The organism is Cryobacterium cheniae (assembly GCF_004403395.1).
In the GTDB taxonomy this organism is placed as follows: Bacteria; Actinomycetota; Actinomycetes; order Actinomycetales; family Microbacteriaceae; genus Cryobacterium; species Cryobacterium cheniae.
Window position 1 is genome coordinate 1 of the sequence record NZ_SOGN01000066.1, and the last position, 13040, is coordinate 13040.

13 protein-coding genes, 1 tRNA gene and 1 pseudogene are annotated in these 13040 nt (G+C 67.9%); 7 read left to right on the forward strand and 8 right to left on the reverse strand.

Annotated elements, in window-relative coordinates; all coding sequences use genetic code 11:
• Positions 1-223, reverse strand: a pseudogene (locus E3T23_RS15740) (hypothetical protein); the annotation flags it as partial.
• Positions 224-475: 252 nt separating this feature from the next.
• Here E3T23_RS15740 and E3T23_RS14265 point away from each other — a divergent pair.
• Entirely contained in the window at positions 476-1378 is a 903-nt protein-coding gene (locus E3T23_RS14265; protein WP_166806310.1) for an ATP-binding cassette domain-containing protein, read from the forward strand.
• Between the two features lie 10 nt (positions 1379-1388).
• On the opposite strand, the gene E3T23_RS14270 is transcribed toward E3T23_RS14265, so the two are convergent.
• Positions 1389-2075, reverse strand: a complete 687-nt coding sequence (locus E3T23_RS14270) for a GntR family transcriptional regulator (RefSeq protein WP_134371209.1) — start codon at positions 2073-2075, stop codon at positions 1389-1391.
• Positions 2076-2143: 68 nt separating this feature from the next.
• On the reverse strand, positions 2144-3340 hold the full coding sequence (locus tag E3T23_RS14275) for an acyl-CoA dehydrogenase family protein (protein ID WP_134371210.1): 1197 nt from the start codon (positions 3338-3340) through the stop codon (positions 2144-2146).
• A 224-nt stretch (positions 3341-3564) separates the two neighbouring features.
• On the opposite strand from E3T23_RS14275, the gene E3T23_RS14280 reads away from it, so the two are divergent.
• Positions 3565-5109 carry an APC family permease gene (locus tag E3T23_RS14280; protein WP_134371211.1) on the forward strand — a complete coding sequence of 515 codons (1545 nt, stop codon included), beginning with the start codon at positions 3565-3567 and terminating at the stop codon, positions 5107-5109.
• 73 nt (positions 5110-5182) lie between these two features.
• Here the strand turns inward: E3T23_RS14280 and rplA are convergent, their stop codons facing one another.
• The 5 genes from rplA to E3T23_RS14305 form a co-directional block, all read right to left on the reverse strand.
• Complete coding sequence (rplA, locus tag E3T23_RS14285; protein ID WP_134371212.1) at positions 5183-5872, reverse strand: 50S ribosomal protein L1; 690 nt, start codon at positions 5870-5872, stop codon at positions 5183-5185.
• A gap of 93 nt (positions 5873-5965) precedes the next feature.
• Positions 5966-6397 carry a 50S ribosomal protein L11 gene (gene rplK, locus E3T23_RS14290; protein ID WP_104100758.1) on the reverse strand — a complete coding sequence of 144 codons (432 nt, stop codon included), beginning with the start codon at positions 6395-6397 and terminating at the stop codon, positions 5966-5968.
• Between the two features lie 99 nt (positions 6398-6496).
• Positions 6497-7456, reverse strand: a complete 960-nt coding sequence (nusG, locus tag E3T23_RS14295) for a transcription termination/antitermination protein NusG (protein ID WP_134371213.1) — start codon at positions 7454-7456, stop codon at positions 6497-6499.
• 132 nt (positions 7457-7588) lie between these two features.
• Entirely contained in the window at positions 7589-7864 is a 276-nt protein-coding gene (gene secE / locus E3T23_RS14300; protein WP_134371214.1) for a preprotein translocase subunit SecE, read from the reverse strand.
• Between the two features lie 42 nt (positions 7865-7906).
• Positions 7907-7979 (reverse strand) — tRNA-Trp (locus E3T23_RS14305).
• Between the two features lie 169 nt (positions 7980-8148).
• Here E3T23_RS14305 and E3T23_RS14310 point away from each other — a divergent pair.
• From E3T23_RS14310 to E3T23_RS14330, 5 genes are all read left to right on the forward strand, one after another.
• Positions 8149-9351 carry a pyridoxal phosphate-dependent aminotransferase gene (locus tag E3T23_RS14310; protein ID WP_241977982.1) on the forward strand — a complete coding sequence of 401 codons (1203 nt, stop codon included), beginning with the start codon at positions 8149-8151 and terminating at the stop codon, positions 9349-9351.
• Positions 9352-9501: 150 nt separating this feature from the next.
• Positions 9502-10440, forward strand: coding sequence for a hypothetical protein (locus E3T23_RS14315; RefSeq protein ID WP_134371216.1), 939 nt, complete (start codon positions 9502-9504; stop codon positions 10438-10440).
• Positions 10441-10526: 86 nt separating this feature from the next.
• Positions 10527-11432: an ABC transporter ATP-binding protein gene (locus E3T23_RS14320; protein WP_134371217.1), complete on the forward strand. Its 906-nt coding sequence runs from the start codon at positions 10527-10529 to the stop codon at positions 11430-11432.
• 32 nt (positions 11433-11464) lie between these two features.
• Positions 11465-12328 (forward strand): ABC transporter permease, encoded by an 864-nt coding sequence (locus tag E3T23_RS14325; protein ID WP_134371219.1) that lies wholly within the window; start codon positions 11465-11467, stop codon positions 12326-12328.
• A 48-nt stretch (positions 12329-12376) separates the two neighbouring features.
• Positions 12377-13040, forward strand: a 664-nt coding sequence (locus tag E3T23_RS14330; RefSeq protein ID WP_134371218.1) for a PspC domain-containing protein, incomplete at its 3' end; no start/stop codon positions are given.

The window sequence follows — 13040 nt, forward strand, 5'->3', positions numbered from 1 at the left end:
CTCGGCGGGCTCGGCGTGCCGGCGCGGCTGCCGCGCCTAGACGGAGGCGGCCGGCGGGTCCGGCAGCCGGCGGGTCCGGCAGCCGCTGCACGGCGTCGACCAGCGGGGCCAGCTCGGGCTTCTCCTCGGCGAGCGCGCGCGCGGTGTCGATCAACGCGTGCAGGGAGGCGAGGGTGCGCCGGCCCCGGGCACGGACCTCGACAGCGTCATCTTCGATGCCCATGGGCGACTCCAAACGGTCGGTGAACGCCCCGTCGGCCGAAGGCCCGCCGCGGCTCAGGTCGTGGAATCGGGCGCACGCTAGAACGTGCGCCCGCTTCCACAGGGTGCGCCGCGGCGGTCTTGCCGCGAAGTCGGTGAGGTTGTATGCAAAGTTGCCCCCAATTCAGGGTTGAAGTGCGATGAAATCGACGTCTGGCGTGCCGCATTGCATACAGTGAGTTTCACTGGCAGTGTTCGAGCGGAAGGGGAAGTTGTGAAGGCATCCCTCCCCGCCTGGCGGCCCGCCGGGGTCTGCGCCCATTCCGTCGCCCCGTCGGCGTCGGCCGACGATGAGCCCGTCCCCTCCGATCGATTCCGCGCCACGGCCCTGGTCGACGTGCGCGGTCTGCAGATTGCCGGGAGCACCCGCACGGATGCCCCGGTGCTGGCCACAGGCATCTCCCTCTCGGTCGCGCGGGGCGAGGTCATCGCCCTGGTCGGTGTCGCGGGTTCCGGGACCCGCGAGATCGCACTGGCCATCGCGGGCCGGTTGCCCGCACCGGCGGTGATCGCGGCCGGCTCCATTCTGATTGACGGGCAGGAGGTCGTGGGGGCCTCGCCGCGAGCCCTCAAACGCATCCGCGAGTCGAAGATCGTCCTTATCTCCCCGGGACTTCCGACGGGTCTGTCCCCGGGCCGCACCATCGGTCGCCAGCTGACCCGCACCCTCCGCCGGCAGCGAGGCCTGTCCCGAACGGATGCCGCGCGGCGGGCGCTGGAACTGCTCGAGCAGGTCGGGCTGCCCGATCCCCTCGCAACGTCGCTGCTGTTGTGGAGCCAGCTCGACGAGGCCGCGCTGGTCCGGGTGAGCGTCGCGGTCGGCGTCTCCTTCCAGCCGGACCTCCTGATCCTCGCCGAGAACGCGCTTGCGCACGCCCTCGACGCGGCCGGCCCGACCGACCTCTTGGAGCTCTGCCGCGGTTTCCGCCGGGAGTTCGGGCTGTCGATCATCGTGGTCTCCGGCGACCTCGGCATCGTGGCAGCCACCTGCGACCGGGTGGCGGTCGTGGACGCCGGACGGGTCGTCGAGCAGGGGTCGGCGGCCGAGATCGTCTCCACCCCGCAGCATCCGCGCACCCGCAGCCTGCTCGAGGCCGCGCGCACCGGCCGAAACTGACCGGTTCCGGCTAGGCCGTCGCGGGTTCCGTAGACTGATCCGCTGGCTGATCCGCTGGCTGATCCGCGGCCACGGCGTTGCGCGCGGCGAGAATGTGCGAGCGCATGGCCACCTCGGCCCAGAGGACGTCTCCCGACCGCAACGCCGTGAGGATGTCCCGGTGCTGGTGGTTGCTGCCCGCACGGAAGGAGACGCCGTCCCGGCGGAAGTGCGCGGCCATCAGCGGAGCCCGGCCGACGGACGCGGCCAGGACCATCAGCTGGGTGACGCCCGACGCGGCCACGATAACGCGGTGGAACTCGGCGTTGAGCACGCCCAGCCGGTCGATGCCCTCGGCGTCCACCCTGCACACGAACTCCTCCATGGCTTCAATCAGGATGGCCAGCCGATCGAGGTCGGCAGGTTCGATCCGGTCGGCAGCGAGCCCCGCCGCCCTGCTCTCCAGGGCGGCGCGAACAAAATACGTCTCGCGGATCTGCTCGGGCGTCCATTCCACGACCGTGGCACCCCGGTTCGGCACGAACTCCACCAGGCCGGCCTCATCGAGCCGGCGCAGAGCCTCGCGCACCGGGGTACGGCTGACGCCGAGTTCCTGGGCCAGCGCTGTTTCCCGCAGAGTGGCTCTGGCGGGCAACTCTCCCGAGAGGATGCGCGCACGCAGGTTCGCGAACACGGTCTGACCACCCGTCACCGCCATTGTTCCCCTCCCCCGACGATGGGCCGGGCAGGCCTATCGACTGCCTGTCACTATGTCACATCGTGGCCTCAGGAGAACGCGTTCAGCTCGGTCAGGGCCCGCCCGAGCACGAGCTGGTGGATTTCGTCGGTGCCCTCGTAGGTGCGCACCGATTCCAGGTTCGCCAGGTGCCGCATCACCGGGAATTCGCTGGTGATGCCGTCGCCGCCGAGAATGACGCGGGCCTCCCGGGCGATCTGGATCGCCTCGCGCACACTGTTGAGCTTGCCGACACTGATCTGGGCCGGGGTGAGCATTCCGCGCTCTTTGAGCCGGCCGAGGTGCAGCGCCAGGAGCACCCCCTTCTCGTATTCGACCAGCATGTCGGCGAGTTTGGCCTGGATCAGCTGGGTGGCTCCGATCGGCTTCCCGAACACCTCGCGCGTCTTCGCGCGCAGGATCGCGGCGTCGAGGCAGCTGCGGGCCGCCCCCATGGCACCCCAGACGATGCCGAAGCGCGCCTCATTGAGGCAGCCGAACGGCCCGGACAGCCCCGCGGCGCCGGGCAGGATCGCCTCGGATGGCACCCGCACGGCATCGAGACGCACGTCACACTGGATCGACGCGCGCATCGAGAGCTTGCCGTCGATGGGCGTGGCCGTGAAACCGGTGGTGTCGGTGGGCACCAGGAAGCCTCGCACCCCGGCATCCGTTTGCGCCCAGACGATCGCGACGTCGGCGATGCTGGCCAACCCGATCCAACGCTTGGCACCCTCGATCACCCAACCGTCGGCATCCTGGGTGGCGGTGGTCGTCATCGCGGCCGGGTCGCTGCCGCCGGCCGGTTCGGTCAGCGCGAAACAGCCCACCAGGGCGCCGGCCGCCATGCCCGGCAGCCAGCGCTGTTTCTGCTCCTCACTGCCGTACTGGTGGATGGCTGACATCGCCAACGACCCCTGCACCGAGACGAAGGTGCGCCAGCCGCTGTCCGCCGCCTCCAGTTCGAGGCAGACCAGCCCGTAGCTCACCGCACCGGCGCCGGCGCAGCCGTAGCCGGTGAGATGCATGCCGAGGAACCCGGCCGCCCCGAGTTCGGGGATGAGCTCGGCCCGGAAACGCTTTTCCTCGAAGTCGTCCTCGATGGTCGGCAGGATGCGGTTGGTCGCGAACGCGCGCGCCGCGCGCGACCAGATGATCTCCTCCGGCTCCAGCAGGTCATCGAGGTCGAAAACGGCGTCGACGATCGGGGCGGCCACCAGGGGGCGTGGGCGGGCTGCAGCGGGCATGAGAATCCTTCGGGGTCGGCGGAACACGAGCGAGCCGTCTCCTGCGAGTTGTCGGCGACGCTTGAAGCTGATCCTAGACGGGGGTGCTCTGTGGTGTCCGCAAGAATCACACCTGCACCGAGCCCGTTTTGAGCCACATCGGCAAGCCCGGTTCCGCGCCTTTGCCCGTGGGCAGCACTATGTTGAGCACATCCTCGCTCGCCGGCTCGATCGGAAAGGTCCCAATGTCTACGAACGCTTCACCCCAGCGGAAGGGGCTCGGCGACGCCGAGCATCTCAGCGCCCTCGGCTACGAGGACACCTTCCACCGTTCGATGTCGCTCTGGGCCAATTTCGCCCTTGGATTCACCTACCTCTCGCCGCTGGTCGGCGTGTACTCGCTGTTCGCCCTCGCCCTGAGCACGGGTGGACCACCCTCGATCTTCTGGTTGGTGATCGTGGGTTTGGGGCAGCTGCTCGTGGCGCTGGTCTTCGGCGAGGTTGTGTCCCAGTACCCGATCGCGGGCGGCATCTACCCGTGGACACGACGTCTCTGGGGCAAGCGCTACGCCTGGATGGCCGCGTGGGTCTACGTCTGGGCGATGCTCGTCACGATCACCGCTGTCGCGGAATTCGGCAGCGGATTCCTGGCCAGCCTGATCAACGCTCCCGTCACCAAAGAGGTCACGCTCGGACTCTCGGCGCTCTTTCTGGTGGTGGCCTTCGCGTTCAACTTCTCCGGCACGAAAATGCTGGCCCGCGTGGCCCGGATCGGCCTCGCCGCAGAACTGATCGGCGTGATCGGCCTCGGCCTCTACCTGCTTATCTTCCAGCGCCAGCAGGAGTTCAGCGTCTTCTTCGACACTATGGGCGTCGAAGGTGACGGCAGTTACACCGCCGCATTCCTCGGAGCCGCCCTGGCCGGCCTGTTCCTGTTCTACGGCTTCGAGGCCTGCGGCGACGTGGCCGAGGAGGTGCCCGACCCGGCCCGAGGCATCCCCCGGGCCATGACCCTGACCATCCTGGTCGGCGGGGTCTCCGCCCTGTTCTCGTTCGGCGGGTACGTCCTGGCCGCACCGGACCTGCAGGCCGTGGTCGATGGCACGGACGCGGACCCGATCCCCGCGATCCTCAACGCCACTCTCGGCCCGGTCGGAGCCAACCTCTTCCTGGTGGTGGCGATCACGGCGTTCCTGTCCTGTGTGCTCAGCCTGCAGGCCGCGGCGAGCCGGCTGATCTTCGCGTTCGCCCGGGACGGGATGATCCCCGGCAAGACCTGGTTGGGCCGGGTGTCCCCGCGCACGGCCGTTCCGGTCAACGCCCTGATCCTCGCGTCCACGATTCCGCTGCTGCTCTGCGTCCTGATCTATGTGGGTGGCAGCACGATTCTGACCCAGATCACGGCGTTCGCCGTACTCGGCATCTATGTCGCGTTCCAGGCGGTGGTGCTCGCCGCGCTCCGCCAGCGGGTCAAGGGCTGGCGGCCGGCCGGGCCGTTCAATCTGGGTCCACTGGGATACGTCGTGAACATCCTCGCCCTGGCCTATGGGATCTTCGCCATCATCCTGCTGGCGCGTCCCGGAACGACCGGCGTGTTCCTCGACGACTGGATCGTGCTGATCGGTCTGGGCGTGGTGATGGGCAGCGGACTCCTCTACCTGTTCATCGCGAAACCACACACCGCGTCGCACCAGCCGGAGGGCGACGCGATCGCGGTCGCGGAAATGCTCCGTGCGCACCCGCAGAACGCGGAGCGGAAGAACGCCCGCCCGACAGCTGCCAGCGAGTGAGCATCCGTTAACGCCGGAAGGGCCCGTCGTGAGACGGGCCCTTCCGGGTGCAGCCGGGCTGCGGTGAAACTGACTAGATGCTGTTCACATCGAGCGGGATGCCGGGGCCGAACGTGGTCGAAACGGCGCCCTTCATGATGTAGCGGCCCTTGGACGAGCTGGGCTTGAGGCGCACGATCTCCTCGAGAGCGGCACTGATGTTCTCGTTCAGCTGCTCGGCGGAGAAGGACACCTTGCCGACGACGAACTGCACGTTGGCGTGCTTGTCGACGCGGAACGCGATCTTTCCACCCTTGATGTCGGACACGGCGCGCGCGACGTCAGGCGTCACGGTTCCGGTCTTCGGGTTCGGCATGAGGCCGCGCGGGCCGAGGACCTTGCCGAGACGACCGACCTTGCCCATGAGCTCCGGGGTCGAGACGGCGGAGTCGAACGAGGTGTAGCCGGCGGCTACCTTCTCGATGAGCTCGTCGCCACCGACCTCGTCGGCGCCGGCAGCGATGGCTGCTTCGGCCGCGGGGCCCGTTGCGAAGACGATGACGCGGGCGGTACGGCCTGTGCCGTGAGGAAGGATCACGGTACCGCGAACCATCTGGTCAGCCTTGCGGGGGTCGACGCCGAGCTTGAGGGCAACCTCGACGGTCGAGTTGAAGTTCGCGGAACCGGTCTCCCGGGCCAGGGTGACGGCCTCGGTCGGGGTGTAGAACTTGTCGGCGTCGATCTTCTCGGCGGCGGCCCGGTAGGCCTTTGACTTCTGTGCCATGTTGAATCTCCTGTACAACGAAATTGAGAGTGTGGTGCGAGCCTGGCTGGCTCTTCCACGTACTGCTGGTGGCGGGATGCCTGGTGGAGGTGGTTAAGCCTCGACCGTGATGCCCATGGAGCGGGCCGTGCCGGCGATGATCTTCGACGCTGCGTCGAGGTCGTTGGCGTTGAGGTCAACCATCTTGGCCTCGGCGATTTCGCGGACCTGGGCCTGGGTGAGCTTCGCAACCTTGACGGTGTGCGGGGTGCCGCTGCCCTTGGCGACGCCGGCCGCCTTCTTGATGAGCTCCGCCGCCGGCGGGGTCTTCAGGATGAAAGTGAATGAACGGTCGTCGTAGACGGTGATTTCCACCGGGATGACGTTGCCGCGCTGCGATTCCGTCTGAGCGTTGTACGCCTTGCAGAATTCCATGATGTTGACGCCGTGCTGACCCAGCGCCGGCCCGATGGGCGGTGCGGGGTTGGCGGCGCCGGCCTTGATCTGAAGCTTGATCAGACCGGTTACCTTCTTCTTCGGTGCCATTGTTCTTCCTTACTTTGTAATGACGAGCAGCCGGGGGCCGCTCTCCCGGTGGCCCGGACGGGCCCCGGTGAACTTGAAACTGTGGGGAGGGTGCTGAACCTAGAGCTTGGTGACCTGGTCGAAGCTGAGCTCGACCGGGGTCTCGCGCTCGAAGAGGGAAACCAGCACGATGAGCTTGCCGCTCTCCGCCTTGATCTCGCTGATCGATCCGGGCAGGCCCGCGAACGAACCTTCCTTGATCGTGATCGTCTCGCCGATCTCGTAGTCGATCTCGGCCGGAAGGGCGCGGGTCGGAACCTTCCCGCCGTGTCCGCCGGTCTTGGCGGTGGGGACATCCTGGATCTCGACGAGGCTCTTCAGCATGCCGAAGGCTTCCTCGAAGCGAAGCGGCGTGGGGTTGTGCGCGTTGCCGACGAAGCCGGTGACGCCGGGCGTGTGACGCACCACGGACCAGCTGTCTTCGTTGAGGTCCATGCGAACCAGCACGTAGCCGGGGATGCGCACGCGGGTGACCATCTTGCGCTGGCCGTTCTTGATCTCGACGACGTCTTCCATCGGAACCTCGACCTGGTAGATGAAATCTTCCATGGCCATCGACTGCTTGCGGTTCTCGATGTTCGACTTCACGCGGCGTTCGAAGCCGGCGTAGGAGTGGATGACGAACCACTTGCCGGGCTGGAAACGAAGTTCCTTGCGGAATTCCTCGTAAGGATCCTGGGGGGTTGCGTCCTCGGCGGGCTCAGCCTCGGCCTCGACCTCTTCCTCGTCTTCGACCGCTTCGACGGCGGCCTCCGCCTCGTCGGCGGAGTCGATGTCGAGGGCGTCATCGATGACAGCGTCGGCCTCCGGGTCAGCGGACTCGGCCAGCGCGTCAAGCGCGGCGTCGAGGTTGTCTTCGACGCCCACGTTCGGATCGAACACGTGCACGGCAACCTGCTCGGCGGGCTCTACGGAATCTTCATCGGCGGCAAGGGTGTTGCCCTCCTGCGCCTCGTCCTCGGTGGAGGACTGCTCGGCGGCGGTGGCCCAGTCGACGTCGTCGCGATTCGTGTCAGTCACTAAATTTCAATCCTTCTCTTTTGCATGGGCACGAAACCGTGACCCAAACAGCGTTTGCCATGAATTTTGCAGTGACTCTTTTTCACTGGCGTGGCAACGACCGCATGAGCGGCCGCGGCAACGGCGGCTGCCTTATCCGCCCGGCGTTCCGAACACGTACGTGACGACGAGCGCGAACACCCAGTCGAACGCGGAAACGACGGCCATCATGATGATGACGAATACCAGCACGACACCCGTGTAACTCAGGAGTTCCTTGCGGGTGGGTGTGACGACCTTGCGGAGTTCCGCCATGACCTGCGAGATGAACAGGGACATCCGAGCGAAAGGGCTGCGCTTGGATTCGCGCGCGATTTTCGCGTTCGTGACGATTTCCTCACTGGGTTCGTCGACAACTTTTCGGGCCACCTGATTACACCTTTCATGTGCCGACGGAATGCCACCGACTTGCAGGGCGGACAGGACTCGAACCTGCAACCTGCGGTTTTGGAGACCGCTGCTCTACCAATTGAGCCACCACCCTATGGAACGAATTCAGACTACCTCGTCGCACTCAGTCCCCGAAATGAACCAAAAAGCGGGCGCAAAAAAGCATGGCAGAATTCAATTACCTCAACGAGTCTAGGTCACGCGGCGGCCACTGTAAAGCCGAGCCAGCCCCACCAGGACGAGGCAGCCCGTATGCTCGAAGCGTGGCCCACGAATTGAAGCGCATCTCTACCCGAATCGGTTCCATTGCGGAGTCCGCGACCCTCAAGGTGGACGGCAAGGCCAAGGCCCTGCAGGCCGCCGGCCGGCCGGTCATCAGTTTCGCGGCGGGCGAGCCTGATTTCCCCACCCCGGAACATATCGTCGAGGCGGCTCTGCTGGCGGTGCGCGACCCGAAGAACCACCGGTACACCCCGGCGGCCGGGCTGCCCGACCTGCGCGAGGCCATCGCGGCCAAAACCCTGCGCGACAGCGGCCTGGCCGTCTCCCCCAGCCAGGTGGTTGTCACCAACGGCGGCAAGCAGGCCGTCTACCAGGCCTTCGCCACGCTGCTCGACCCGGGCGACGAGGTTCTCGTGCCCACCCCGTACTGGACCACCTACCCGGAGTCGATCCGGCTGGCCGGCGGCGTGCAGGTCGACGTCTTCGCCGGAAGCGACCAGAACTACCTCGTCACCGTCGAGCAGCTCGAGGCGGCACGCACGCCGCGCACCAAGGTGCTGCTGTTCGTGTCACCGTCCAACCCCACCGGAGCCGTCTACTCCCCCGAGCAGACGAAGGCCATCGGCGAGTGGGCCGAGGAACACGGCCTCTGGATCATCAGCGACGAGATCTACCAGAACCTCACCTACGACGGCGTGCGAGCCACGTCGATCGTGGAGGCCGTCCCGGCCCTGGCCGACCGCACCATGCTGGTCAACGGCGTCGCCAAGACCTACGCGATGACCGGCTGGCGCCTCGGCTGGATGGTCGGCCCGCAGGACGCGATGAAGGCCGCCGCCAACCTGCAGTCGCACCTGTCGTCGAACGTGTCGAACATCTCCCAGCGCGCCGGGATCGCCGCTCTCACCGGGCCTCAGGATGCGGCGACCGCCATGCGGGACGCCTTCGACCGCCGCCGCAAGGTCATCGTCGCCGAGCTGAACAAGATCCCCGGCGTCGTCGCGCCGACGCCGCAGGGTGCGTTCTACGTCTACCCCGACGTGACCGGACTGCTCGGACGAACCTGGGGCGGCGTCACCCCGACCACCTCCCTCGAACTGGCCGACCTCATCCTGGACCAGGCCGAAGTCGCCGTCGTACCCGGTGAGGCGTTCGGCCCCAGCGGCTACCTGCGCTTCTCCTACGCGCTCGGCGACGACGCCCTGCTCGAGGGCGTGCAGCGCCTCCAGCGCCTGTTCGCGTAGCGCCGCCCGCCCTCGCGCCCCGGCGCGTTGCGCCGGTGAACCGACAACTTCGAGGGGTCAGGGGCTCTCCTAACCCCCCATTTTTGTCGGTTCGGCCGAGGCTGTGGAGAACCTGCGGGGCCGCACGCGCCGATAAGGCAACCTCGGGGCGTGACTGGTCGCTCGCCTCTCCCTCCTCCACTCGGTGCCGGCCCGTTCCGCGTGGGCGACGGCCTGCGCCTCGGGCTCTCGCCGGATCGGATGCGGGCCGCGGACCTGGCTCGGCCCTTCTGGGGTATTCGAGTCGTCGCATCCGGCACCTTGTCCACGCTCGAGCGCTGCAACGCCATCCTGCGACGGATGCCTCGCGGCGCCTTCTTCAGTCACCACACCGCCGCGCTGATCGTCGGCATGCCCCTGCCGCTGTCCCTGTCCGAGCGGGTCGAGGTGCACATCGGCGTCGCCGCTCCCGACCGTTCCCTGCGCAGCAGCGGAATCGTCGGGCACGCCCTCCGGCTCTACCCCGCCGATCTGGAGCGCTGGCACGGTCTGCCGGTCACCAGCCCGGCACGCACCTGGTGCGACCTGGCGACGGTTCTAACCCTGCGCCAGCTCGTGGCAGCCGGTGACTACCTGATCCACTGGCGGATGCCGCTCGTCACCCTGGCGGAGCTCACCCTGGCCGTCGAACGGACCGCCGGTCGCAGGGGTCACGCGCTGCTTCGCCGGGCGTTACCCCTGCTCAGTGACAGGTCCGAGTCCTCGCCGGAGTCGGAGGTGCGTGTGATCGTGGTCACACACGGACTCCCCCGCCCACTGGTCAACCACCCCATCCACGACAACCAGGGCCGCTTGATCGCCCGCGCCGACCTGTACTTCAAGGACTACGGCGAACTCGTCGAGTACGAAGGCGACCACCACCGAACCGACCTGTCCCAATGGCGCCGCGACCTCACCCGAACGGCCGATGTCGAGGCGGAGGGCCTCCACGTCACCCGGGTGAACGCCGACGATCTGCATCAGGAACGCGCGCTGGTGGGGCGCATAGCCGCCAATCTGCGCCGCCGCGGCTGGACGGGTCAAGTCCGCTCTCCGAAACGACAGCTTTGAGGGGTGCGAGGGCGCCTGCACCCCTCGCTGTTGTCGTTTCGCCGCCGATGCTTCCTACGGGGCGCAGGGCATGGGACCCTTCTCTCATGGAACTTTCTCCCCCGGTCGTGCGCGTGCGCAACCTGCACAAGTCCTACGGAGACTTCGAAGCGATTCGCGGAATCAGCTTCAATATCGAGGCCGGTGAGACCTTCGCCCTGCTCGGCCCGAACGGGGCCGGGAAGAGCACCACGATCGAGATCCTCGAGGGCTACCGCGACCGCACCTCCGGCGAGGTCAGCGTACTGGGGGTCGACCCACAGCGCGGCGGCCTCGGCTGGAAGTCGCGGCTCGGCATCGTGCTGCAGTCCACCGGGGAGAGCGGCAACGTCACCGTCACCGAGCAGCTCACCCACTTCGCCGGCCTCTACCCGCGGCCGCGCCGCGTGGCCGAGGTGATCGAGGCAGTCGGCCTGGAATCGAAGGCGAAGACCCGCATCAGCAAGCTCTCCGGCGGGCAGCGTCGCCGCGTCGACGTGGCGTTGGGCATCATCGGCCGGCCCGAGCTGCTGTTCCTGGACGAGCCCACCACCGGCTTCGACCCCGAGGCCCGGCACCAGTTCTGGGACCTCGTGCGTCGACTGAAGGCCGAGGGCACCACCATCCTGCTCACCACCCACTACCTCGACGAGGCCGCCCAGCTCGGCGACCGAGCCGGCGTGATCAATGACGGGCTCCTGATCGACATCGGCGCCATAGGCGAGATCGGCGGGGCGGATGCGCGGGTGCCGCTCGTGCGCTGGCGGGAGCCGTCCGGGGAGCTCCGGGAAAAACGCACACCGGAACCGGCGCGGCTCGTGGCCGAGCTCGTGGCGGCATCCGGTGCCGAGCCGGCCGACCTCGAGGTGATCCGGCCCAGCCTGGAGGACATCTACCTCGGCCTGGTCCGAGGCAGCCGGGCCCCGAACGACGCGGCGGGCGTCCTCGCGGACGACACGGAGGTGCTCGCATGAGCAACAGCAGAACCGGGACCGAGACCCGCACCATGACGAGCACCGGGCCGAGGGCCGAGAGCCTGCGTCCGAGCACCGGGATGCTCACCGTACTGCGGGTCGGCATCTCCCGAGTCGGCTACGAGACCCGGATGTACTTCCGCACGACGGACAGCGTGTTCTTCACCTTTCTGTTCCCGTTCATCATGCTGGCCATTTTCACCGCCGCGTTCGGCTCCTCCGGCAACATCGGAACCGCGCCCGACGGCTCCGGCGGCATCAGCGTCGGCGCCTATTACCTGCCCGGGATGCTCGCCGCGGGCATGCTGCTCTCGGGGGTGCAGAACCTTGCCGTCGACATCGCCGGGGAGAAGGGCGACGGCACCCTCAAACGGCTCGGGGGCACCCCCCTGTCGCCGTTGAGCTACTTCATCGGCAAAATCGGGCAGGTGCTGGTCACCGGCATCTTCCAGGCGGCGCTCCTGATCGGGGTGGCCGGCGTCGTGCTCGGCATCGACCTGCCGACCGACCCCGAGAAGTGGCTGACCTTCGCCTGGGTGTTCCTGTTCGGCGTCATCACGAGCGCCTTTCTCGGCATCGCGCTCTCCGCCCTGCCGCGCTCCGGCAGGAGCGCCACCGCCGTGGTCATTCCCATCGTGCTGATCCTGCAGTTCATCTCGGGCGTCTACCTGCAGTTCTATCTGCTGCCCGACTGGATGCAGAACGCGGCCAGCGTGTTCCCGCTGAAGTGGATGGCGCAGGGCATGCGCGGCGTGTTCCTCCCCGACAGTTTCGCGAGCCTCGAGCAGAACGGTTCCTGGGACTTCCCGTTGATCGCGCTGAACCTGGGGTTCTGGCTGGTGGTGGGGCTCGTGCTCAGTCGGGTCACTTTCCGGTGGATCCGCAAGGACGCCTAGCCGACACCCGGCATTGTCGGCGGGGGGCACAGCGAGCACACTGGCAGCATGATCGACACACCCGAGAGTCCGACGCGGCCGGCGCCCGCGGGTCCCGGCTCGCCTGCCGCCCCCGGCGACGGGAGCAACGGTTTCTTCGCCGCGATCCGCTCCACCGGGATCGTGCGCGGCAGCGACCGCTGGCTGGCCGGCGTCTGTGGCGGGATCGCACTCCGGGCAGGGCTGAACCCCACGCTGGTGCGCGTCCTGACGATCGTCGTGGGCATCCTCGGCGGACCGGTTCTGTTCGCGTACGCGGTCGGCTGGGCGCTCCTGCCCGACGCGACCGGTCGCATCCATGCCGAGCAGGCCGTTCGCGGCGTCTTCGATCCCGCCATGATCGGGATCATCGCGGTGGTGGCCATCAGCATCGCCTCTTACACGCGCAGTCTGTGGTGGCAGAACCCGGCGGCCGGGCTGCCCGACTGGCTGGCGACCACTCTCGCGGTGGGCTGGAGCGTCGGGGTGAGCATCGGGATCGTCTGGTTCGTGGTCTTCCTGGCCCGGCGCACTGCGGCGCCGGTCGGCGGGTACCCGGTCAGCGCCGCCGCCCCAGACCCCGAACTCGTGAACGGCGGCGTCGCCGGGGGCCCGCCACCCGCCACGACCGCCGGAACCGCCGGCGTCGCAGGCGTCGCAGGCACCGCCGGGGTCGCCGCCGGGCGGCCGACCG

What these genes read in the sequence shown, in the direction of transcription:
- E3T23_RS14270 (WP_134371209.1), bottom strand. Translation starts at nt 2,075, where the DNA reads ATGGCGGTGACGGGTGGTCAGACCGTGTTCGCGAACCTGCGTGCGCGC.
- E3T23_RS14275 (WP_134371210.1), bottom strand. Translation starts at nt 3,340, where the DNA reads ATGCCCGCTGCAGCCCGCCCACGCCCCCTGGTGGCCGCCCCGATCGTC.
- E3T23_RS14280 (WP_134371211.1), top strand. Translation starts at nt 3,565, where the DNA reads ATGTCTACGAACGCTTCACCCCAGCGGAAGGGGCTCGGCGACGCCGAG.
- rplA (WP_134371212.1), bottom strand. Translation starts at nt 5,872, where the DNA reads ATGGCACAGAAGTCAAAGGCCTACCGGGCCGCCGCCGAGAAGATCGAC.
- rplK (WP_104100758.1), bottom strand. Translation starts at nt 6,397, where the DNA reads ATGGCACCGAAGAAGAAGGTAACCGGTCTGATCAAGCTTCAGATCAAG.
- E3T23_RS14320 (WP_134371217.1), top strand. Translation starts at nt 10,527, where the DNA reads ATGGAACTTTCTCCCCCGGTCGTGCGCGTGCGCAACCTGCACAAGTCC.
- E3T23_RS14325 (WP_134371219.1), top strand. Translation starts at nt 11,465, where the DNA reads ATGACGAGCACCGGGCCGAGGGCCGAGAGCCTGCGTCCGAGCACCGGG.